At 36.8% G+C, this 23,100-nt stretch carries 17 protein-coding genes; 8 read left to right on the top strand and 9 right to left on the bottom strand.

All coding sequences use genetic code 11. The annotated features are described in order from the left end of the window. The first annotated feature begins 173 nt into the window (after positions 1–173). Both ACODR7_RS02130 and ACODR7_RS02125 read left to right on the top strand, forming a co-directional pair. Positions 174–3,128, top strand: coding sequence for a SusC/RagA family TonB-linked outer membrane protein (locus tag ACODR7_RS02130; protein WP_488836899.1), 2,955 nt, complete (start codon positions 174–176; stop codon positions 3,126–3,128). A 9-nt stretch (positions 3,129–3,137) separates the two neighbouring features. Next, positions 3,138–4,601, top strand: a complete 1,464-nt coding sequence (locus tag ACODR7_RS02125; RefSeq protein WP_488836897.1) for a RagB/SusD family nutrient uptake outer membrane protein — start codon at positions 3,138–3,140, stop codon at positions 4,599–4,601. A 549-nt stretch (positions 4,602–5,150) separates the two neighbouring features. Here ACODR7_RS02125 and ACODR7_RS02120 read toward each other — a convergent pair. Beyond that, positions 5,151–5,663 carry a hypothetical protein gene (locus ACODR7_RS02120; protein ID WP_488836896.1) on the bottom strand — a complete coding sequence of 171 codons (513 nt, stop codon included), beginning with the start codon at positions 5,661–5,663 and terminating at the stop codon, positions 5,151–5,153. Between the two features lie 111 nt (positions 5,664–5,774). Between ACODR7_RS02120 and ACODR7_RS02115 the strand changes: the two genes are divergently transcribed. From ACODR7_RS02115 to ACODR7_RS02105, 3 genes are all read left to right on the top strand, one after another. Then, complete coding sequence (locus ACODR7_RS02115; RefSeq protein WP_488836894.1) at positions 5,775–6,812, top strand: serine hydrolase domain-containing protein; 1,038 nt, start codon at positions 5,775–5,777, stop codon at positions 6,810–6,812. A 344-nt stretch (positions 6,813–7,156) separates the two neighbouring features. Beyond that, complete coding sequence (locus ACODR7_RS02110; protein WP_488836893.1) at positions 7,157–7,717, top strand: hypothetical protein; 561 nt, start codon at positions 7,157–7,159, stop codon at positions 7,715–7,717. An 80-nt stretch (positions 7,718–7,797) separates the two neighbouring features. After that, positions 7,798–8,493 (top strand): ABC transporter ATP-binding protein, encoded by a 696-nt coding sequence (locus ACODR7_RS02105; RefSeq protein ID WP_076595620.1) that lies wholly within the window; start codon positions 7,798–7,800, stop codon positions 8,491–8,493. Positions 8,494–8,592: 99 nt separating this feature from the next. Here ACODR7_RS02105 and ACODR7_RS02100 read toward each other — a convergent pair whose 3' ends face one another. After that, the gene (locus ACODR7_RS02100; RefSeq protein ID WP_488836890.1) at positions 8,593–10,530 is read right to left on the bottom strand and encodes an SPFH domain-containing protein; all 1,938 of its coding nucleotides are present in this window, start codon (positions 10,528–10,530) and stop codon (positions 8,593–8,595) included. Between the two features lie 448 nt (positions 10,531–10,978). On the opposite strand from ACODR7_RS02100, the gene ACODR7_RS02095 reads away from it, so the two are divergent. Further along, on the top strand, positions 10,979–11,416 hold the full coding sequence (locus tag ACODR7_RS02095) for a hypothetical protein (protein WP_488836888.1): 438 nt from the start codon (positions 10,979–10,981) through the stop codon (positions 11,414–11,416). Between the two features lie 120 nt (positions 11,417–11,536). Here ACODR7_RS02095 and ACODR7_RS02090 read toward each other — a convergent pair whose 3' ends face one another. Continuing rightward, positions 11,537–12,337 (bottom strand): patatin-like phospholipase family protein, encoded by an 801-nt coding sequence (locus ACODR7_RS02090; protein WP_488836887.1) that lies wholly within the window; start codon positions 12,335–12,337, stop codon positions 11,537–11,539. Between the two features lie 283 nt (positions 12,338–12,620). Here ACODR7_RS02090 and chrA point away from each other — a divergent pair, with 283 nt between their 5' ends. Next, positions 12,621–13,748, top strand: coding sequence for a chromate efflux transporter (gene chrA / locus ACODR7_RS02085; protein WP_488836886.1), 1,128 nt, complete (start codon positions 12,621–12,623; stop codon positions 13,746–13,748). 260 nt (positions 13,749–14,008) lie between these two features. On the opposite strand, the gene ACODR7_RS02080 is transcribed toward chrA, so the two are convergent. The 3 genes from ACODR7_RS02080 to ACODR7_RS02070 form a co-directional block, all read right to left on the bottom strand. Then, complete coding sequence (locus tag ACODR7_RS02080) at positions 14,009–14,599, bottom strand: SH3 domain-containing protein (RefSeq protein WP_488836885.1); 591 nt, start codon at positions 14,597–14,599, stop codon at positions 14,009–14,011. Positions 14,600–14,657: 58 nt separating this feature from the next. Then, positions 14,658–16,046 (bottom strand): dihydrolipoyl dehydrogenase, encoded by a 1,389-nt coding sequence (gene lpdA, locus ACODR7_RS02075; protein ID WP_149832829.1) that lies wholly within the window; start codon positions 16,044–16,046, stop codon positions 14,658–14,660. Positions 16,047–16,274: 228 nt separating this feature from the next. Continuing rightward, positions 16,275–16,538, bottom strand: a complete 264-nt coding sequence (locus ACODR7_RS02070; RefSeq protein ID WP_488836883.1) for a hypothetical protein — start codon at positions 16,536–16,538, stop codon at positions 16,275–16,277. A 515-nt stretch (positions 16,539–17,053) separates the two neighbouring features. On the opposite strand from ACODR7_RS02070, the gene ACODR7_RS02065 reads away from it, so the two are divergent. Next, on the top strand, positions 17,054–17,941 hold the full coding sequence (locus tag ACODR7_RS02065) for a hypothetical protein (RefSeq protein WP_488836882.1): 888 nt from the start codon (positions 17,054–17,056) through the stop codon (positions 17,939–17,941). A 50-nt stretch (positions 17,942–17,991) separates the two neighbouring features. Here the strand turns inward: ACODR7_RS02065 and ACODR7_RS02060 are convergent, their stop codons facing one another. Genes ACODR7_RS02060 through ACODR7_RS02050 form a run of 3 tightly spaced genes read right to left on the bottom strand, consistent with a single transcriptional unit; the run spans position 17,992 to position 23,047 of the window. Next, on the bottom strand, positions 17,992–20,655 hold the full coding sequence (locus ACODR7_RS02060) for a beta-glucosidase (protein WP_488836880.1): 2,664 nt from the start codon (positions 20,653–20,655) through the stop codon (positions 17,992–17,994). Further along, on the bottom strand, positions 20,655–22,097 hold the full coding sequence (locus ACODR7_RS02055) for an alpha-L-fucosidase (protein WP_488836878.1): 1,443 nt from the start codon (positions 22,095–22,097) through the stop codon (positions 20,655–20,657). The genes ACODR7_RS02060 and ACODR7_RS02055 overlap by 1 nt, the downstream gene beginning before the upstream one ends. Before the next feature lie 50 nt (positions 22,098–22,147). After that, the gene (locus ACODR7_RS02050) at positions 22,148–23,047 is read right to left on the bottom strand and encodes a TIGR01777 family oxidoreductase (protein WP_488836876.1); all 900 of its coding nucleotides are present in this window, start codon (positions 23,045–23,047) and stop codon (positions 22,148–22,150) included. Positions 23,048–23,100: the final 53 nt, after the last annotated feature.

Below are 23,100 nucleotides of genomic sequence, written 5' to 3'. Positions count from 1 at the left end.
TTACTGTAGGAATTAAAGCCAAAGAGTTCAAGGCTTCTTTCATCCGGGTATATCTCCTGTAAATTTTACTTTTCTATTTTGTAAAACCTCCCTGAAAAAGGAGGCGGAAAGTCACACTTTTTACCGGGAGATCAGCAGTAATACACAATTCAGTTTAAACCTAGATTAATATAATGAAAAAGAAACAATGCAAGCTTGGTGTATTGGCCTTACTGCTGTTCGCGGAATATGGTTTTGCACAAAGTAAAGACAGTCTTTCCAAGGAAACTTCCATCAAAGAAGTAGTGGTGGTAGCTTTTGGAAAGCAGAAAAAAGAAGAGATTACAGGATCTGTACAATCATTGAAGGCTAAAGATCTTTCTAATCTTCAAAACGGAAATATTCTTCAGGGAATTGGAGGAAAAGTGGCGGGAGTACAGGTAATTTCTTCCGGCCAGCCAGGTTCTCAGCCTACGATCAGAATGAGAGGAATAGGCTCTATCAACGCCTCCAGTGACCCGCTGATTGTACTGGATGGAATTCCGTACAGCGGAAACCTGAACAGTATTGCGGCATCAGACATTGAAAGTATTTCTTTTCTGGAAGATGCCTCTTCGAATGCTTTGTATGGTTCCAGAGGAGCCAATGGAGTGATTATTGTGAACACCAAAAGAGGAAAAAGTAAAGGTGTAAGTATTGAAGCCGATGTAAAAACAGGGGTTAATTTCAGATCCATTGAAGATTATCCGGTTTATACTTCTCCTCAGGATTATTATACAGCTTATTATAACAGAGCAAGAATTGGTGAAATTGCAAGACTGAAACAACCGGGAGCAGTTCCTTCCGGCCCTTCTCCTCATGATGTGGGACTTTCAGCATTGGCCAAACTGGGATACAATGTGTATAATGTTCCGTTTAATCAATTGATTTCAAAAGACGGTTCTTTTAATCCTGACGCGAAACTTTTATACCAGGACGACTGGAAGAAACTGCTTTTCAGACCTGCTTTGCGAAGAGAAGCCACGGTAGGAATCAACGCTAACGGGGATCAGGTAAAATCCTATACTTCCCTTAATTATCTGGATGATAAAGGATATCTGATTTCTTCAGGCTTTGAAAGATTCGGGATCAGATCTAATGTAGACTACTCTATCACTTCAAAACTGAAGCTAACCAGTGCTTTATCTTACACTTATAGCAAGCAGGATTTCGGTGAGACCGGAGGTTTCTCCAACCCTTTCCAGTTTGCCAGAAATATAGCTCCTTTCTATCCTGTTTTCCTGAGAGATAACAACTATCAGAGGCTGTATGACAGTTATGGAAATGCCTTATATGACTATGGAGATGGCCAAGGACCTAATGGTGCCACAAGATCTTATGCTGTATTTGAAAATCCGGTAGGTAACCTTCAGAAAGATAAGTCACAGATCGTCAGCAACATTACCAACCTGAACCTGGGTTTACATTATGAAATCATCAAAGGACTGGATTTTACTTATAATTTTGGTGCCTATCTTGAAAATACAAGAAACCTTGAGTTTGGAAATACGGAAGGGGGAACTTCATCTTCTGTGGGAGGAACAATTTCTCAAGGTTCTAATTTCAAATATACGCTGAACCATCAGCAATTGCTTACTTATCAGAAAAAGCTGGGAAATCACAGCTTCAATCTCCTTGCAGGGCATGAGCTGAATAAGATAAAAGATAACGGATTCTCCGGATCAAAGCAGCAGCTTTTATTACCTGACTCACAAGCTTTTGATAATGCCGTGAAAATTACCGGTTTATCAGGAAGCGGTTATGAGTATGCGGTAGAAGGCTATTTCACAAGATTATTGTATAATTATGATGGTAAATATTTCTTCAATGCCAATATCCGTAGAGACGGTTCGTCTGTATTTTCTCCGGAGAGCAGATGGGGAAATTTCTATGGGCTGGGGCTGGCATGGAATATCGCAAAAGAAGATTTTCTTAAAGACAACCGTGTGATCAATTCTTTAAAATTAAAAGCTTCTTACGGCCAGCAGGGAAATGATAACATCCTTCTAGGTGGTTCCAGCAGAGATTACTATGCTTATCAGGATATTTACGGAATCAATAACTTCGGGGACGACAAACCTGTTCTGTCGCTAAAAAAACAGGGAAACAAGGATTTGAAGTGGGAAACCTCCAAAAATCTGAATGCCGGTTTTGAAATTTCACTTGTAAAAAACAGAATCAGTCTGAATGCTGATTATTTTGAAAGGAAAGTTTCGGATATGATCTACACACTTCCCCTTCCTCCCTCCAATGCAGGGTCATATGTGAAGTATGGAAATATCGGAGATATGACCAACAGAGGTGTTCAGGCTAATGTAAGCGTTGATATCCTTCGTGGTGACGAGTTCCAGTGGAGTTTGTATGCGAATGCCACTCATTACAAAAATAAGATTACCCGATTACCGGCTGAGCAGAGAAATACAGGCTTGGTTAGCGGATTATTTATTTTAACAGAAGGTGGAGACCGTTACACCTATTTCCTCAAAGAATTTGCCGGAGTAAATCCTGAAAATGGTGATGCTTTGTGGTACCGTACAAAAATCAACCCAACCACGCAAAAGGAAGAAAGAACAGTGACCAATAATTATAAGGAAGCCACGGACTATAACACCGGAAAGTCTGCTATTCCAAAGGTGTATGGTGGATTCGGGACAGATTTCAGCTATAAAAGATTCAATCTGGCAGTGAATTTTGCGTATCAGTTCGGAGGATATGGATATGATGATATTTACAGAAGCTTATTCCATTCTGACAGTTATGGTTCTAACTATTCAACAGATCTGGATAAAACATGGACACCTGAGAATCCCACTGCTGCATTACCAAGAGTAGATCTTACGGCTACAAACCAGAACGGAAATTCAACGCTTTATCTGATCAAATCAGATTATATCAGTCTTCAGGATGTAACCCTATCCTATCAGCTTCCTGATGGTTTTGCACAACAGGCAGGCTTATCAGCCCTGAAAATCTACGTGACAGGAAACAACCTGTACCTATGGTCCAAGAGAAAAGGATATGACCCAAGAGCTTCACTGACGGGAGTTTCTGATGCTTACCGTTATTCTCTTTTGTCCAGTGTCTCTTTAGGCTTTAAACTTAATTTTTAAAAAACAGGAATGAACACAATAAAATACTTTATAACAGCTGCAGCCATAGGCTTTATGGCTACCAGCTGTGCCAATGATCTCAATACTTTACCGGAAGGAGATATTTCCGGGGAGCAGCTCAATAATGATGCTAACAGTCCGGAAAAAATTCTGGGGGGCGTATATCTTGATCTTCGGAGCAACGGTGCCGGCGGTACTACCGTTCACTCGGATTTCGGGATTATGGGAATCAAAGCAGGTGCAGATCTGATGTCCAATGATGTCATCCAATCTACCAACCAGCACCTGGGAATGTTTTATAATTATGAGGCCACCAATGCCAGCAATATTGCTTCTGAGATTGTATGGACCACTTTTTATGCAAGAATATTTGTGATCAACAAGCTTCTTGATGGTCTGGATAAAAATGCCAATGCAAAAAACAGAGCGATTGCAGGACAGCTGCTCGCTTTAAGAGCCTATGCTTATTTTTATCTTGTTCGCTTTTATGCTAATGATTACAATGGACATCAGTCTGAGCCGGGACTTCCATTGGTTCTTACAGCAGCTAACCCAAATCAGGGACTTCCGAGATCAACTGTTGCTGAGGTGTATACTCAAATCAAAAAAGATATAGAAGAATCTGTTACGCTTTTGGACACATATGCCCGTCCTTCCAGAGCACAGATAGACCAAAGAACTGCTAAAGCTATTGCCGCAGAGGTATTCCTGGAAACAGGAGATTATATCAAAGCAGCCCAATACGCTGGGGAAAGTAAACAAGGAATTGCCCTTATGACCGAAAATGATTATACCTCTACCGGATTTTCCAACATCAATAATCCTGAGGTAATATGGGGCTTTCATAATACCATTTCTACGATGAGTATCGGAAATTATTATGCTTCTTTCTTCTCCATGTTTGATAATACCAATGAAGGCTATGCGGGAGCGGCACAGATCCGTAAACTGATAGACAAGCGTCTTTATGAAGCCATTCCGGCAACGGATTACCGTAAGAAGGTATTCAATGGAAGTCAGAATGCAACGTATACTTTTAATGGAAAAACGAAAAACTATCCACCATATGTAAGCTGGAAATTTAAAGACCCTACCCTTTTTGAAGGAGATTATATTTACATCAGAGCTTCCTCATTGTATTATATCCAGGCTGAGGCGCTTGCCAGACAAGGAAGAGAAGCTGAAGCAAGACAGGTATTATTCGATATTACTTCTAAAAGGGATCAGGCTTATACCCTGTCTACAAAATCGGGCATTGAACTGATCAAAGAAATTGTACTGCAAAAGAGAATAGAACTTTGGGGTGAAGGCTACGCCTGGTTTGATATGAAAAGGCTCAATACTCCTTTAGAAAGAGTATACACCGGAACGAATCATACTTTTGGACGATTCAATCTGACACCAGATAAATTCAGATTCCAGATTCCTAATAAAGAGATTAATAATAACCCGCAAATCAAACAGAATGAGTAGATAAACAGAAACAATTTTACATTCAAATATATTCAGTGACGAGGCATCATTTACTTGTAAGTGGTGCCTTTTTATGTCATCTTTGTCATTTCGGGCATAGCAAGGAATCTAAACTTTAATGTCCTCACACTGATTTTAAAATTGGGTGGACGTTCCAGAGTCTACGAGGTATTTTTAAATTCGAAGTTTCTTTGATGCTTTTATAATTTTTAAGGAGACAAAGTTAGAATGAATAATTGATTCTTTATAAGCAAACGCATTATCATTCACCTTCATCAGCGACAAAGTCACTTACTTTGCTCGCTTACTATATTCTTTTAGCTTTATTAAACTTTGTGTTTAAGATAGATCATCTCTTGTTTGTTGTTGGAAAATCGTAAAGATTTCGCAAAGTTTTTCTAAATTTTGAGTATAATTTTAAGGCACAAAAAAAATCAAAGATTTTTAGCAAGAGAATGTTTAAAATTTTCTCGTGATTTCAACAATTTTTGCATAAAGATCTGCTTAATTTGCAAAATCTGTGAGAGATAAAAGAAATCAACAGATTCTTTATTTTATAATAATATCAGATTTGTAATGATCTTTCACCAGCTCGCCATTTTTATACAGTCTCTGGTTAATCACCTTCCCTTTTTCATTAAAATAAAGCCATAAAGCATTTTTCCTTCCCAGAGAATCTCTTCGTCCTATTTCCATCGGCATTTTATTGTTATGAAGAATCTGAATCGGAAATAATCCTTTTAAATCTTTTAATGAATCCATTTTTTCAGGGATCAACTCAGATTCCTCACCGATTTTGAAAATATATTTTTTCCTTTGATTACTCTTTAAAATCAACTCATCGCCTGATATTTCATATTTCCCTTCTGAGAAAGGTGCTGTTACAATTTGATCATAGCTTATATGTTCTGTCTTTAAAAATTCAAAGGTTCCGTCTTTTATATAAAGTGAATAGTTTCCATTTCCAGATTCCAGTTCAGCATATTGAGGATATTCTTTATCTTTTTTGCAGGATATAACAGACAAAAGAAGGATGAGAAGACTAATGGTTTTTATTTTCATGGGAAACTAAATTATTAAATATTTGAAATAAAAGCAAAAGAGGAAATACATATATTTGGAAACATTTTAATGTCATATCCATTTCTTAGTCTCTCAATACAAAAAAACATAATGACCTCGACAAAACTATTCTTAACAGGTGTATTTTCTATTCTTTTATCCATTATCACAACAGCTCAGAAGAAAGACAGCTATACGGGAAAAGTAGACAGTATTATAACCTCTGCCAGCCCAATAGCATTCAACGGAGTTGTTTTGGTAGCTCAAAAAGGAAAAATACAATATCTGAAATCCAATGGTTACAAAGATTTCGAAAAGAAGATTCCTTTAAAAACAGATGATCAGTTTGAAATCATGTCAAATTCCAAGCAGATGACTGCCGTTTTAATTTTACAGGCTGCCGAACAGGGGAAACTGAATCTTCATACTCCTATCAGAAAATACCTTCCTTCTCTTACCCAAACCTGGGCCGATACGGTGACGATCCATCATCTTCTGAACCATACCCACGGGATTACCAATCCGGAGAAACCTGCAGCTTTCAAAGCCGGTTCACAGTTCAAATATGGTAATCTTTCCTATATGATGCTTGGGGAAATCCTTAAAAATACAACAGGGAAAAGTTTCGCAGAATTGGCCAATACCCTGTTCAAAAAGCTGAGAATGAATAAAACTTTCGTCTACAATACAAAGAATAATCAATCTCTCGTTCCTGGTTATATGAACAAAAATAACCGGTTTGAAAAAGTAAAGGAAACCTTTCTGAATGATAAAATAGCATCTGCTGCAGGTGTCATTTCCACAGTGCAGGATCTTGCAAAATGGGATAAGGCCTTATTTAAAGGGAAACTTCTCTCTCCTGAATTTCAAAAGCTGATGCTGACACCTTCTACCCAATCCCAGCACAATGTTTTCGGAAAAGAAAGTATGGGGTTCGGGTATAATGTAAGATTTATCAAAGAGGCTGGGCTGGATTATTTTGCGGTGACAGGTCTTGGTGATGGTTTCACCTGCCTTAACACCTATTTTCCTTCCACAGATACTACCCTCATTATTCTTGAAAATCAGATGCCTGAAAACAGTGAATACTGGAGTGGTAAAGAAGCTTCGATAAAGAATGTGATTATTACAGCCATAGCTACCCATTGATATTTTTATTCATTAGTTTACAAAAGCTCATTTTTAACATTTATTTTTAATAAATTTTTAATTTAACCATACCTGAGTAATTTCCAATCTGTTTTTCAACACCTTACACGATATCCAGAATTATAAACCTGATTTAAAGAAAAATAACAGTCCTTTTAGAAAACAGAATCAAAACCATGATTCACAATTCTTTACATAAACAATGAAATCCATAGCATCAGTAGATGATCTCTCATAAATATTAAAAAAAAATGTTACTTTTGCTTTAACGAATAAAATTGTTTTTAAGCTTTTTTATGAGTAAATTTATGTGCACCAAGTTATAAAACATTAAAATTCATTCCATGAGAAAAATAATTCTACTTATTACATGTATGTTCGGTATTTCAGTTTTCTCACAGATCAAAGTGTTGAAAAATGAAAGTTTGGTGGAAATTGGTAAAGATAATTCCGTTGGTCTCTATAAAAAGGAAGATAAATTTACAGTCAACTACCAGGATCTGAACACCAGCAACCTGAATACAATCCGATCTTTTTCATTCCAGAACATTAATGGAGATGTTGCCGGATTATATAAACTTATTATGGATGGTTTTATTTCCACTCCAGAAGAAAATGTTGTATTGGAACTGCCCAATGATATTATAGAACTTCACTATGAAAAAAACTACGGGCAGCAAACCATGCAGTTTATTCAGGTGATCAACAAAAATAGAAAATACATTGGCAAGTCACAGTATTTAACCCAAAAACAGGTGGAAAAAATCTTTGGCCGAACCAACGGAAAATATACTATGTATGACAAACCCGCCAGTATAAACCCGGCAGCAGTAAAAGGAACCACCAATACAGCTTCTACAGCAGTTCCTGCATCAGGCGGAGCCAAGAAAAAATCAAGAAAATAATTATATTTTATAAATATTGCGAAACTCATTCTATCGGATGAGTTTTTTTATTTTATTTTTGCAGAAAGATAGTAAAACCTATGCCGCTTCAGATAATCAATTTAACCAAAAAATTTGGTGAACAGACTGCCCTTGACAATATCAACATTTCTATTGATAAAAATGAGATCATTGGTCTTCTTGGTCCAAACGGTGCCGGGAAATCTACCCTGATGAAATCTATTGTCGGTGCACTGAAAATTGATCAGGGAGAAATTATTTTCAATGGGATGAATATTGCTGACCATGAGATTGAAAGCAAAAAGAAAATCGGTTTTCTTCCTGAAAATAATCCGCTTTATCTGGAAATGTATGTGAAAGAATACCTTCAGTTTGTGGCCAATATCCACAAAATTTCTGAATCAAGAGTAGATGATGTGATTGAACTGGTAGGAATTACTCCGGAAAAATCAAAAAAGATCGGACAGCTTTCTAAAGGATACAAGCAACGTGTAGGATTGGCACAGGCCATTATTCATCAGCCGGATTTACTGATTCTGGATGAACCTACCAATGGTCTGGATCCTAACCAGATTATTGAAATCCGTAATGTGGTAAAAGAAATTGGTCAGGAAAAAACAGTTTTACTTTCTACCCACATCATGCAGGAAGTAGAAGCACTATGTTCCAGAGTCATTTTGATTCATAAAGGAAATATTCTTCAGGACTGCCCTATTGATGAGTTTAAAGGAAAATTTGAAAGCCTGGAAGACGCTTTTGCAAGTTATACTGCATAAAGAATAAAAAATGCTCCAAGTTTTTTGGAGCATTTTTGTTCTAGTTTTTCATCTTTTATGTAAAGAAACTCTTACCCTAAAATCGTTTAAGCATTTCTATTAGGAATTATTATCCGTTCCTTCTTCCGTTGCAGAAACCGTTTCAGCATTTTTCTTCTGAACCTGCTCCAACAGCTGAAGTCCCAAAAGTCCGCTGATACCACCATTGGCAGAATCTCCGCTTCCTCCGATTAATACTTCAGGCATTATTCTTACATTCTGACTGGCTATATTTTCCATTATTTTTAATTGTGTAAAATTATTGCCCCCCATTGCTTCTACAGATAATTTGTAAGATTCCGCATTAGATTTACCAATGGCAAGAATTTTTTCAGCTTCTGCATTACCCGTTAATGAAATCTGTTCTGCACTTGCTTTAGCCAGCAGTTCTATTTTTTCAGCTTCAGCTTTGGCAAGAAGTCTTGTTTTCTCAGCTTCTCCGGTAGCCAGCAGCTTCAATCGGTCTCCTTCTGCGTTGGCCTGCAATCTTACAGAATTGGCGTCTCCGGTTGCTTTTTTTACCGATGCATCAGCTATTCTTTCTGCAATCACAACGCCCTGATCTGCTTTTACAATTTCTTTCTGCATATCAGCAACAGCCGTTTCTTTCTCCAGAGCCTGACGGGTTTCCTGAGCCAGCATTTCAGTTTCATAAGTAATTTTCTGCTCTTCCGCCAGTTTTCTGTCTGTTAAGGTCTTCATCAAACTTTCCGGTGGAACAATAGCTCCAATCAAAGTATCAACAGCATTTACATTATATTGCTCCAAAACACTGCTGATGTGGTCTTTGGCCGACTGTTGTCTTTCTTTTCGGGTTCCTAAAAATGCAATCACATCACTGTCCTGCGCTGAGTTTCTGAAATAATTGCCAATGGTTGGTTCCAAAACCTGGCTCACAAGATTGATCATATTTCCAAAGCGGGCGATCACTTTTGGAGCTTCATAGGTAGGAATATGAATAATTTGTGAAACATCCAGATTGAAAGGGAAACCATCTTTACTTCTTACTGTAATAGTTGAAAGATTTTTATCAAGTTGGTGAGATTCGCTTCTTTCATAAGCCCAGTTCAAGACTAAATTGGTAGTAGGGACAAGCTCAACCTTCATAATATAAGGATTGATAGGATATTTTCCGGGGCCAATGGGTTCCGCCCAAACGCCTTTATGACCTTTCTCAACAATATTACCATGTTTAAAATCTACTCCGCTCAGATCTTTTCCATCTTCTCCTACATAGCTGATAATTACGCCAACATGACCAATCGGAATTTCCGTCATTTTTACCATTTCAACTTTGGTAAACCAGGGATTCAGAAAATAAGAACCTGCCAGGATTACCTGTTCCTGAAGTCCTTTATATCCTCCGTTATTTAAAAAAGTATCAACATCCTGAAACTTATTATGATCATTGATAATTTTACCCGCAATCTGACCTTCTTCCAAAGGACTTCCTTCCATCGTTGTGATAATTCCGACTGCATTGTCAGGAATCTGAGTCATATCCGTTAATTCTATTTCAAACAGCAGCGTATTGATTCTGTAAGAGCCCGGTGCAATAATCGCGGTCTGACGGCCTTTTCTTCCTCCGTTTTTTAAAAAAGCTTCGGCGTCCTGAAAAGAATCACAGTCTACTTTTCTGGCTAAAATCCTTCCGGTTTCCAGTTCTATACCATCTTTTGCAAGCAACAATCCTATTTTTCCGGTCGGGATTACTGTAAAAGGTTGAAAATAGATAGAATATTGCCAGATCCATTTTCCAAAATAAACTCCCGGAGCTAATGTCTGAGCCTGAAAACCTGCTTCTCCGTTGGTTGCGATAATTCTTCCTTCCGGAAGTTCCTGCTTTCCTACCAGCACAAATTTTTTGGTAACCAAACCGATTTTGTCCTGAGGAACAATGATCAATCCAAAGAAAATTCTTAAAATGAATTTGTAAAAAAGTACGCACAAAAGTGCAATTACAGCCGGAATCATCCAGCCATGAAAAGCTAATTCCATAATTTGTTTTTTGTTTTTTTGATTAAATTTGAAAACAGGGATTGCGCTCTGATCCTTCAGAATATGAAAAAGCAGAGTACGAATTATATGATAATTCTTTCGAAAAAATTAAGAAATTGAGGGAGGAGATGTATTAAAAATCGTGAAGATGATTTCTGATACTTTTAATACGAAAAACTTAAAATTAATGAGTTTCATTTTGATAATAAAGGAACGAGATCCTTTTGATGATACAAATGTACATAAGAAAAGTAATCGGTTGTTTCGGAATTTGACAATATTTCACCAGTTAAACAATAATCAATTGAAAATCAGTATTATTATTTTCCTAAAACGGGTATTCAAGAGTTGTAAAAATCTAATTTTCAACACTGTATATTTATATTCTAAATTGAAAAATGGCTCTATATTTGATAGAGTCTGAAATGTTAACCAATAACCACTTCATATGATAAAGCATATTTTATTAGGAGCCTTCTGCCTGGCTCAGTTTTCTTTTGTTCATGCTAAAGAAGTTCCGAATCCGAAAACAGACGGTTTTATAACCTCTTCTGCTCTTCAGCAGGTACCGAAGACTGTCATTATTAAAACCAAAAAGTTTAAAATCCGAATTGATAAACAACCGAATGGAAAATACCTTTATCAATCCTGGAATGCCAACACAAAGATTACGGCTAAGCCAAGTATGATCATCAGTGATGGTGAACTGATCCCTGACGGTACGGGAGGCAACTATTACATCAGCTTCAGTAATGAGGGGCACAGCTATCAGATCTGGAGAAATTACCTTACAGATTCTCCGAAAAAAGCGCCTTACACCTTGGTTGTAAATGATGCTAATGATCGTGAAATCGTTCGCCAGGATGGTTATGTGGTGAAAAATTAGAATGATGTAAAAGCTGGAAGAGGGAGGCTGGAAGTTGACAGCCTCGTTTTTAGAACCTAAGGTCTTTCCAACTCTCTTATACAATAAAAATCCTGCATCAAATTATATATGCGGGATTTTTTATGTTCCGGATTGTTTTAATTCTGTAAAAAGGGAGCTTTCTTCGTAGCTTTCTTTAGCTGCTTTGTAACCGATATTGAAAATTTCCTCCAGTCGGTCTTTTCTTCGTTCAAAAGTTCCGTAGGAAGATAATTTCTGAGAAGAAATGAACCAGTCACAATAATCAAATTTTATTTTTTCAATCCTGTAGGAAAGAAGGTCGTAAGATCGGGAAACAATTGCTTTGATAGAGTTCAGATCTTTAATTTTAGCTTCATTGGGTGGTGATACAAACACACCAATTAATTTATCACAATCTTCTCTGATAATATCCGCTGGAAAATTATTCAATACTCCTCCGTCACAATACATTTCATCACCAATGATGTAAGGAGTGGTTATACCAGGAATGGAGCATGACGCAATAATGGCATCTACGATTTCAAAATCTTTATCAAAAATCTTCTGGGTTCCGGCAACTAATTCTGTTGCTACAATCTTCACTTCGATATCAAGATCACCTAATTTCATTTCCTGAAAAATAGGTTTCAGATAATTCCTGAAGATCACTGAAGAAACCAATCCCGGCTGATTGAATGTAAAGTGCTTCCAATTGAAAAAATACACAGAATTGAAGAATTCCAGGATTTCGTCCGGAGTTTTTCCGACAGCGTGCAGACATCCTACGATAGATCCCGCACTGCAGCAGGAAAGAATATCTATCTCAATACCTTTTTCCTGTAAGAATTTTAATACTCCTGCATGAGCGATTCCTTTGGTACCGCCTCCTGATAAAACAAGTCCTACTCTCTCAAAATTCATTGAATAAATGTAAGAAAACAGTCTGAAATAATTAAGTTAATTTTTATAAATATGCTAATTTTAAAATTATTTTAAGAAAAATCACTGTAATCATATCAAAATTCAATCAAAACAGTTTTAACTCCTTAAGCAGCCTGACCTTCAATCTGCTATTAAAGCTCATACTTCTCAAAAATTAATGTAAAAATGATCATGCAGATATTAAATATATACCATAGTTTTTTACTTTTATCAAATCAATTTATAATAAATGATCCTTGTAAAACAAATAGTTTAAATTAAAGTGAACAATAGTAATGACTTAAAAGACCTTGCCAAATTATTTCTGAAGCTGGGAATCATTGGATTTGGAGGCCCGGCAGCCCATATTGCAATGATGCAAAAAGAAGTGGTGGCTGAAAAAAAGTGGCTGACAGATCAGGAATTTCTGGATCTTATTGGAGCTACCAATATCATTCCAGGTCCTAACAGTACTGAAATGGCAATTCATATAGGGCGTGAAAGAGCAGGCTGGAAAGGGCTTATTGTTGCGGGGCTTTGTTTTATCCTTCCCGCCGTTATTATTACCGGTACTTTTGCATGGCTGTACAAAAAATATGGCCAGCTTCCCGAAATATATCCTTTCATTTATGGAATAAAGCCTGCTATTATAGCGATTATAATAGGTGCTGTATTCCCATTGGCAAAAAAATCAGTAAAAACTTTCCCATTAGCGGCTGTGGGAGGAATTGTTCTCCTATGTTCTTTTTTTAAAATCAATGAAATAGGATTAATGTTCGGAGCCGGGTTTTTAATATTGATAATAGAGTATCAGCAAAGAAATAAAAAACTGAATAATTTTATTTTTATTAGCCCACTTCAGTTTTTACTATCCTATGCTTATTCTCTGCTCAATTTAAAATTATTCTGGATCTTTCTGAAGGTGGGCGCCATATTATACGGCAGCGGATATGTTTTATTCGCCTTTCTGGATACAGAGCTTGTTTCCAGAGGAATTATTACACGCCAGGAACTTATAGATGCTATCGCTGTAGGCCAGTTTACACCGGGTCCGGTGTTTTCTTCAGTGACATTTATCGGATACCAGATCAATGGGATTTCGGGAGCTCTGGTATCTACGTTAGCTATATTCCTTCCTTCTTTCATATTGGTTGCTTTAACAGGTCCTTTCGTCAATAAAATGAGAAATTCTTCAACATTTTCTTCTTTTCTTAATGGTGTAAATGCGGCCTCAATAGCTCTCATTATTTCTGTATGCATCACTATGGGAATTGACAGCATTACCGACTGGAAAACAACTCTTATTGCCTGTGTCAGTATAGCTATCCTGTTCGTTTTTAAAAAACTAAACAGTGCTTTTGTGGTTATCGGAGGAGCGTTAATGGGCTATTTATTATATTTTCTGACGTGAATATGGTATAAACAGTAATCATTTTCCATAAAAAACCACAGATGAAAATCTGTGGTTGTATGATTAATCCTGAAGCTAATTTCTATTCTTATCAATTAGATGTGCATTAAACCTAATAGGTTTTAAAAATTTTAAGCTAAAAATTTCATCAGAAATCTCTTAAGAAAAATAGAGAATAAACCTAACAGGTTTTTGAAACCTGTTAGGTTATTTTTCTTTAATTTAAAAAAAATACATAGAATCTGTATTTTATATTTATCTTATTCTAGTTTAGTATCATACAATTGTAAAAGCTCAAGATAATCTTTCTCTGTTTTGGCTTGCTTTAGTTTTTCTGTCAAGTCCAAATCATCTTTAAATAGCTTCTTTAAATTCCGGCTGAAATTATCTAAAAGACTCTCTTCATAAAGAATATTTTTATCCTTATCAACTAAATAATTCAAAATTTGAATACCTGATGAAAGAATAGAGTTATTAAAGGCTTTATACCAATTTATATTCTTTCCCTCATAAACTACTTCAACCAGTCCTTTCTCTTTAAGAAATTTATCTGTTGATGCAAAATATTCATGCTTCTGCTGATTCTCATCCAAAATTTTAATATATCTTACTTCATTAATGGGAACCCAAGTTGTATTCCCTTTTTCATCCATCATTTTCATTTTAAATAAAACAGTGGCAAATGAATATTTTTTATTGGTATACATACCCGTATTTCTCACTCTAGCCCTTAGAGTATCTCCGGACTTTTTTAAAACATATTCTGTTGGAAAATACCTTTTGTTTTCTTTTTCTTGAGAAAAAACGAAGGCAAAACAAAGAATTGCTAATAAAAAAAATATTTTCTTCATGGTTAATTATTAAAAAAGCCCAGAAAAATCTGGGCTTTTATATATTTAAATTAATTGATTAAATATGAATCACCTCACCGTAAGCAGCAGCAGCAGCTTCCATAATCGCTTCAGAAACTGTTGGGTGCGGGTGAATAGACTTGATGATCTCGTGACCTGTAGTTTCCAGTTTTCTGGCAACAACAGCTTCAGCAACCATATCTGTTACTCCTTCACCAATCATGTGGCATCCTAACCACTCACCGTATTTAGCATCGAAAATCACTTTGATAAATCCGTCTGTGTTTCCGTTTGCAGTAGCTTTACCACTTGCCGAAAGAGGGAATTTACCAACTTTGATTTCATATCCTTTTTCTTTAGCCTGCTTTTCAGTAAGGCCTACAGAAGCTACTTCAGGGTGGCAGTAAGTACATCCAGGGATATTGCCATAGTCGATTTTTTCAACATGCATTCCTTTAATTTTCTCAACACAAGTAATTCCTTCTGCAGAAGCCACGTGAGCCAAAGCCTGAGTTGGGATGATATCTCCGATGGCATAGTAACCAGGTACTGAAGTTTCGTACCATTCGTTTACCAATACTCTTCCTTTATCTGTCTGGATTCCTACTTCTTCTAAACCGATGTTCTCGATATTAGCAGCAATACCTACAGCAGATAATAAGATATCAGCTTCAAGAGTAATGTTTCCGTTAGCTGTTTTCACAGTAGCTTTTACTCCTTCACCAGTTGTATCAACACTTTCTACAGAAGCGTTTGTCATAATCTCGATTCCTGTCTTTTTCAGAGATTTCTCTAAGTGTTTAGAGATTTCTTCGTCTTCTACAGGTACGATGTTTGGCATAAATTCAACAACAGTAACTTTAGTTCCCATTGTGTTATAGAAATCAGCAAATTCTACCCCGATAGCTCCGGAACCTACAACGATCATAGATTTCGGCTGCTCAGGAAGAGACAATGCCTGTCTGTATCCGATTACTTTTTTACCATCCTGTGGTAAGTTTGGTAATTCTCTTGAACGGGCTCCTGTAGCGATGATAATGTGATTTGCTGAATATTCAGTTACTTTACCTTCTTTATCTGTAACAGAAACTTTTTTACCTTTCTGTACTTTTGCAGTACCAAGAATTACGTCAATCTTATTCTTTTTCATCAAGAATTCGATTCCTTTGCTCATTTTGCTGGCAACACCACGGCTTCTCTGAATTACATTCGGGAATTCAAAGCTAGCCTCCACTTTATTCAAACCATAATCTTCTGCATGGTTGATATAATGAAAAACCTGAGCAGATTTCAATAAAGCTTTAGTTGGAATACATCCCCAGTTAAGGCAAATTCCTCCTAAATTTTCTTTCTCGATAATTGCGGTTTTGAAACCTAATTGCGCTGCTCTGATCGCAGTAACATATCCACCAGGACCACTTCCAATGACAATAATATCGTAATTCATTACTTTAAAAATTTTTATGCGAATTTAAGGAAAAATATTGGATGTTTAATGTTTCTGCAAACTGATCTTAAAATGCATTAATAAAGCTATTTTTATTCAATTTTAAACAAAGAAAGAGAATACAATACGCATTCTCTTTCAATAAATTTTGTCTTATACTGAAAACTCATCAAAACTTAAAGTATAAAAAACGGCTTTTCAAATTTTAATAACCGCAAAAATACTGTATTATTTTGCCTGTTTAAGTAATCGTTTTTCAGCCGCATATCTTTCATTCAGAGCTTTCATCTGATCTCTTTTCATCTTTTTGGTAGCAAGCGGGTGATTAAGGATCAGTTTTTTCTCAGTATTGTATTTTTTGGTAAGTTCCTGCATTTTAATATTTACCAACTCACTTTTTGAAGGATGTGGAGGCGGTACTGGATGTTTCTGAGCTGAAACATTCATAGATAAACCTAATAACAATACTGTTGAAATTAATAACTTTTTCATAATGTTCATATTTTTGAATGGTTTCAATTAATTCAATATTATTTAATGAAATTCATTCCGGTTCGCAATAAATCTTGCATATATCATACCAAGATTTATATACAATAAAATCTTAAAAAAGAAAAAAACAAGAAATTTCTGCCAACATTTATTATTGCGGATGTTTATCACCGACTATCCTGCAGGTATTATCTCACTTGATAACTTGATTAACCTATCCCTTTTAGTAATAATAGCTTCGACAGGCTCAGCCTGACAATGCTTAAAAATTTCGGATGGTATTTGAGTTTTCACCCTGAGCCGGTCGAAAGTCTATCAATAAGAAAACCTTTGTTAATCATTAATCTCGTGTATTAATTAAAGGGATAAGTTAATAACTTGAAATACTCTGCTGATTGATTTAAGATTAATTACTCATTTTATATCACAACATATTGTATTATATGTATTGTAATTATTCAATATTTAGTGAATTTTATATATTTTTTTTTACATTTGTATAAAAACATCACAATATGAAAAAATATATTTTGATCCCTTTATTGGGAGCTTTACCTTTAATGGGACAGGTAGGGATAAACACCTCAAATCCTAACAGTACTCTCGCCATCAACGGCTCATTAAGAGCCGGATATACCCAGATCACTGCTACAAGCTATAATATCCTGGCTACTGATCATTACATCACTTATAACGGAACGGCTGATGCCACTTTCACCCTACCTGTAATCGGAACCGGAACAACCAGTTTTACCGGAAGAATTTATAAGATTAAAAACATTTCTCCGAATGCCATTACATTACAGGCTTCCAGTGGAAATACTTTAAGAATAGACAACACACCGGTTTCCTCTTTTGTAATTCCTACAGGAGCATATGCTGAAGTAGTCAACAACAGCAATACTTCCGGAGGAACGTGGGATTTATCTTTTACAGTGCTTCCAAAACCGAGCAACGTAGAGATTTATGGTACGCAGCTTTTTATTCCTCCTCATGCCCTTGGAACGGCGGCTCTTGCTGACTGGACCAATCACGCTAATGCAGGTTACGATTCAGGTACTGCAACAGACAGATGGTGGATCGTGAGTAAAACATCTGTGGACAGAGCCCAAACTGCTTCCTACTCCAATGCCAGCAGAATGACCCTTGTTTATGAATATCAGGGAACTCCTTTCAATGTTACCAATATGTACCCTATTCTTACTGCAGGAAACAACTCAAGTTTCCCGGATGTGTTTACAGCATCTTTTGTAAGTCTGGCCAATAATGGTACAGGTGGTAGAACCAGGCTTACTGTATCTGTTGCCCGTGTAGACTTTATCGGTACAAATGGTGCCACGACCAATAACAGTAACTGGGCAGGAACATTCCTACTGAACGTGCTGCTGGCAAGAAAGTATTAAATATCTTCAATATATGTAAAAAGAGCAGACTTTTCTGCTCTTTTTTATGGTTATAAAACTTCAATATTTTGTTTTAAAGGAAGGTTCTTCGATGAATTACCGATCATAATTCTGTACGTTCCCTTTTCTACAGTCCAGTCCATGTTTTCATTTAAAAACTGTAGTTGTTTTACCGGAACTTCTATGGTGACCGTTTTTGATTCTCCCGGTTGTAATTCGACTTTCTGAAAGCCTTTGAGCTCAATAATTGGTCTTGACACTGAAGCCAATACATCTCTTACATATAGCTGAACGACTTCACTCCCAGCTTTTGAACCTGTATTTTGTACTTTGACTTTAGCAATCACAGTGTCATTTTCTGAATACTGGGCTTTGCTCAATTGCAGGTCAGAAATTTCAAAAGAGGTATAACTGAGTCCGAAGCCAAACGGATATAGTGGTTCTCCACTCAGATCATAATAATCATTTCCTCTTCCTGTTGGATGGTGATTGTAAGTTAAAGGTAACTGCCCTTCCTGAACCGGAAATGTGACCGGTAGTTTTCCGGATGGATTTTCAGCTCCGAAAAGCGTTTTTGCTACCGCATTTCCGCCTTCTTCTCCCGGATACCAAATGTCTAAGATGGCTCCTACTTTATCTTTCCACGCTGTTGTTTTTATGGCAGAGCCACCTACCAGAAGAACTGTTACAGGTTTCTTCAGTTTTGAAACCTCATGAATAAACGCTTCCTGATTTCCAGGCAAACTTAATGATGATCTGTCCTGAAATTCACCTTCATGAATTCCGACCGTAACAAGAATATAGTCTGCTTTTTGGGCAAGATCTAAAGCTTCGTTAAAATCTTTCTGATAATCGTACAAACCATAGTTCCAGATCAGTTCCAGATTGGCTTCTCCACGATTCTCATGGAATTCAATCTTAAGATCATATTTCTTTCCTTTTATAAAGTCCACAGGTGTTGATTTTGTAGAATAGCTCAGCTTTTCCCATTGATCAATCACTAATTTCCCATCCAGGTATAGCCTGAAACCATCATTTCCACGCAAGCCTATCATATATTTTCCGGAATCCGGAGCTTCCAGTTTTCCTGTCCAACGAATACTATAATTATCCGGCTGCAATTTTTCCGGATCAGGAGAATACAAAGTCCATTTAAATTTGAATTGTTCATCCTGCTTTTCAAAGACCGGATTGCCTTTTAAATCCGTATTGGAAAAATAGTTTCCTTTTAATCCTTTTTTGTTTTCGGAGGATAAATATTCATTTGAAATTGTGGTGAAGTCTTTTACATTCCAGTCAATTCCTCTTGAATACACAACTTCAGTATTTGTATTTTTTACATAATTTTTAAGACCATCCAGAATATTTATTTTTTTGTTTCCAGGCCCTGAATACCCTCCTAATCTTGCATCCACAGCATCTCTTCCCACTACAAAAATCTTTTTAACATTGCTGGGAACAGGAAGCGTCTGGTTATTGTTCTGAAGCAGCACAAAAGATTCTGCAGCTGCTTTTCCTGCCAAAGGTTTATGATTGAGTTTTTTTAATTCTTCAATTTCCTTAGCAGAAACATAGGGATTTTCGAATAATCCAAGTTCAAATTTGGCTCTCAATACTCTTGAGACGGCATCGTCTATTCTTTCTTTTGAAATTCTTCCATCTAAGAACGGAGGAATAAAGAGTTGATAATGTTTATATTCTGTCTGAAAAATGACATCAAGTCCGGCATTGATAGCCTGTGCAGAGGCATCATCATAATCTTTTGCCGTAAAATGCAGAACATTTGCTCCACCCACTGCACTGGCATCACTGATGACAAAGCCTTTGAAATCCCAGTCTTTTTTTAATTTTTCAGTTAACAACCAATGATTGGCGGTTGACGGTCTTCCATCAAGCAAATTATAAGAAGTCATCACAGAACGGCTTTTTCCTTTTGTAAAAGCGTTGTGAAAAGGAATTAAATGAGTTTCTTCCAGATATCTTTTGCTCCAATGAATCGGGTATGAATCTCTTCCACCCTCTCCTACATTCGCTAAAAAGTGTTTAGGAGTAGTAATAATTCCCATCTTTTCAAACGAAGTGACAAAGCTGACTCCCATTACGGAGGTCAGAAACGGATCTTCACCGTAGGTTTCCTCTGTTCTTCCCCATCTGACGTCATTGGCAAGATTTACTACAGGTGTCAGAATCTGGCGGATTCCTCTCAGTTTTGATTCTTTTGCAATCGCTGTTGAAACCCTGGTCATTAATTCAGGATTGAAAGTAGCAGCCAGACCTATTGCCTGCGGAAAAGCGGTAGCACCTTCCCGAACCAATCCGTGTAAGGCTTCATCAAAAGGAATAATGGGAATTCCCAGCCTTGATTCTTCTACGAAATATTTCTGAATGGTGTTGATCTTTTTCACAAGTATCTCTGCATCTTCACTGGCATTGTATTTCAGCAGCTGTCCTGCGGCTCCGCCTCCCTGATTTCCTGCGCTTACCTGCAATCCGAAAATTCCGTGGGAATATTGTCCTTTCGGAACGTTATCCAGATCTCCGGGAATCATAAAACACTGCCAGAATTTTTCTTCTGGTGTCATTCTCTTCAACAGATCCTGAACTCTGGCTTCGATGGGTTGTTTGGGATCTTTATATAGAGGTTTTTGAGCAAAAGTAATCACAACATTCAACAATAATACGGCTACGGCAAGTTTAAAACAAATACATCTCATTATTGAACGATTTGAATTACAGTTGAATATTTTAACTGAGATCTTTCTTTAGGCAAATTAATTTCAATTGAATTCCCTGATTTTTTCCATTGAATTTTGTTTGATAAGCCTAAAACTTTCAAAGATTTTGGTTTAAAATGATCAGGAATTGTAAAACTTAACGTTGATGGAGATTCATAATTTGTTTTTTCATCCAAGTGAAAAATATTCACTTCTTTTCCATCTTTGCTTTGTGTATAATAAAAATGTCCGTCGTGATAAGGCGCAATGCTTCTGGTTGCAAAAACAGCGGACTGATTTTTTTCCATCCAGCCGGAAATTTGCTGTAATCTTTCGTATACAATGGCATCATAATCTCCGTTAGGTCCGGGTGCAATATTCATGAGGTAATTTCCACCTCTTGAAATGATTTTTACCAGGGTTTCAATGATCTTTTGGGAGGTCTTATAGTTATCATTGGGAACGTAAGAAAAAGAATCACCCATGGTGATACAGCTTTCCCAGGGAATGGAAAGGGCGTGCTCCGGAACTGCCTGCTCAGGAGTGACATAGTTTTCCCATTTTCCTGGAACAGTGCGGTCTACAATGATTATTCCCGGCTGATTTTTTCTCGTCATTGTTCCTATTTTGTCCATATCAATGTCCTGCTCTACTTTGATGGTGCGCTGCCATTCTACTTTCGGGTCTATGGTATGAAAAGGGCGTACCCAACCGCCGTCTAACCAAAGAATATCTATTTTACCATAATTGGAAGTAATTTCATTCAGCTGATTGAAGGTGAACTTTTTAAAGTTCTCCCATCTTTCCGGATATTTCCTGGGATCATAATTGACATTTCTGTCTTTGGGTGGAAAATAAGACCACCAATAATCATCGGAATGCCAATCAGGCTTAGAAAAATAAGCTCCGATTTTAAATCCTTCTTTTCTGAACGTATTGAAAATTTCTTTCGTTACATCAGATTTTGGATTTTTTGAAAAAGGGGTTTTTGGAGAAGTAATTTTATAATCTGACTGCCGGGTATCAAACATAGCAAAACCATCATGATGCTTGGTCGTAAAAACCACATATTTCATTCCAGCCTTTTTTACGGCATCCGCCCATTTCTGAGGATTAAACTGGGTTGGATTGAAAGTTGTCTGAAGATTTTCATAATTCTTCACATATTCGTAGTAAGATTTTCCATGTTCGGGTTTTCTCTGTGTCCATGATTCATCTTCCGGGCATAAGCTCCAGCTTTCAACAATTCCCCACTGACTGTAAGTTCCCCAATGCATAAACAGCCCGAATTTCATATCCTTCCATTGCTCCAGATTCTGGACTACCAACGGGTCTGTGGGTTTCTGATATCCGTCCGATACATTATGAGCTTGTGAAAAAGTAATTGAACTTATTAAAAAGGATGAAAGAAAAAAGGGTTTTATTTTGGATATAACCAGCATATGGAATAGTTTTCCGCTAATTTAATTATCCTTTGGGAAACCCGCAAACATTAGGAATCCAAGAGATTAAGAATCGCCTCATCAAATTCAGGATATAAAAACTTAAATCCGCTTTTTATAAGTTTTTCCGGATACACATTTCTGCTTTTTAATAATAATTCCGTTTCTGTATTCATGAATAGAGATGCAATTTCCAGCTGCCAGACAGGAGCATTGAGTCCAAACGGCATTTTCATTTCATGTCTTAGTTTTCTCATCATATTTTGATTGGAAAGAGGAGCCGGAGCGGTTATATTCAATGTTCCTGAAAGAGTCTCGTGCCGAATAATCCAGTCCACTGCTTTACAAAAATCTTCAATATGAATCCAGCTTACCATCTGAGTGCCTCTTCCCTGCTTTCCCCCGAGGCCCAGTTTTGTAATCATTTTCAGTTTTGGAAAAGCTCCACCATTTTTTCCCATAACAATAGAAGTCCGGAGGGCAACTTTTCGTATTTCTTCATTTTCAACTTTAAAAAATTCTTTCTCCCAGCTTTTGCAGATATTCATAGAAAAATCGTCTCCGATAATTCCGTTTTCTTCTGTGTTTAAGTTATTTTCGGAATGAATGTAAATGGTTGCAGAACTGGCATTCAGCCATATTTTGGGTTTTTCAGAACATTCATCTACCGCTTTCTGTAATATTCCTGTACTGTTGATTCTTGAAGAATAGATCTCCTGTTTATTTTTCTCATGATACCGGCAATCCACTGACTTCCCTGTCAGGTTGATGAGAACATCTGCTTTTTCAAGACTGTTTTTCCATTCACCTATTGTTTGGGCATCCCAATAGATTTCGTTTTTACGTTGAGGATTGCGGGTAAGGATGCAAATCTGATCTCCTTTTTCAGTAAAGTATTTTTCTAAGTTTTCGCCGAGAAATCCGGTGCCTCCGGCTATGATTATTTTCATTTTTTAAGGTTTAAAGTTTGGAGTTCAATGTTTAAGGTTTTCCCACAGATTTC

It is taken from the genome of Chryseobacterium sp. FG46, assembly GCF_057809135.1.
The sequence above is the reverse complement of the archived record's forward strand: the minus strand, read 5'-3'. Positions and strand labels throughout refer to the sequence as shown.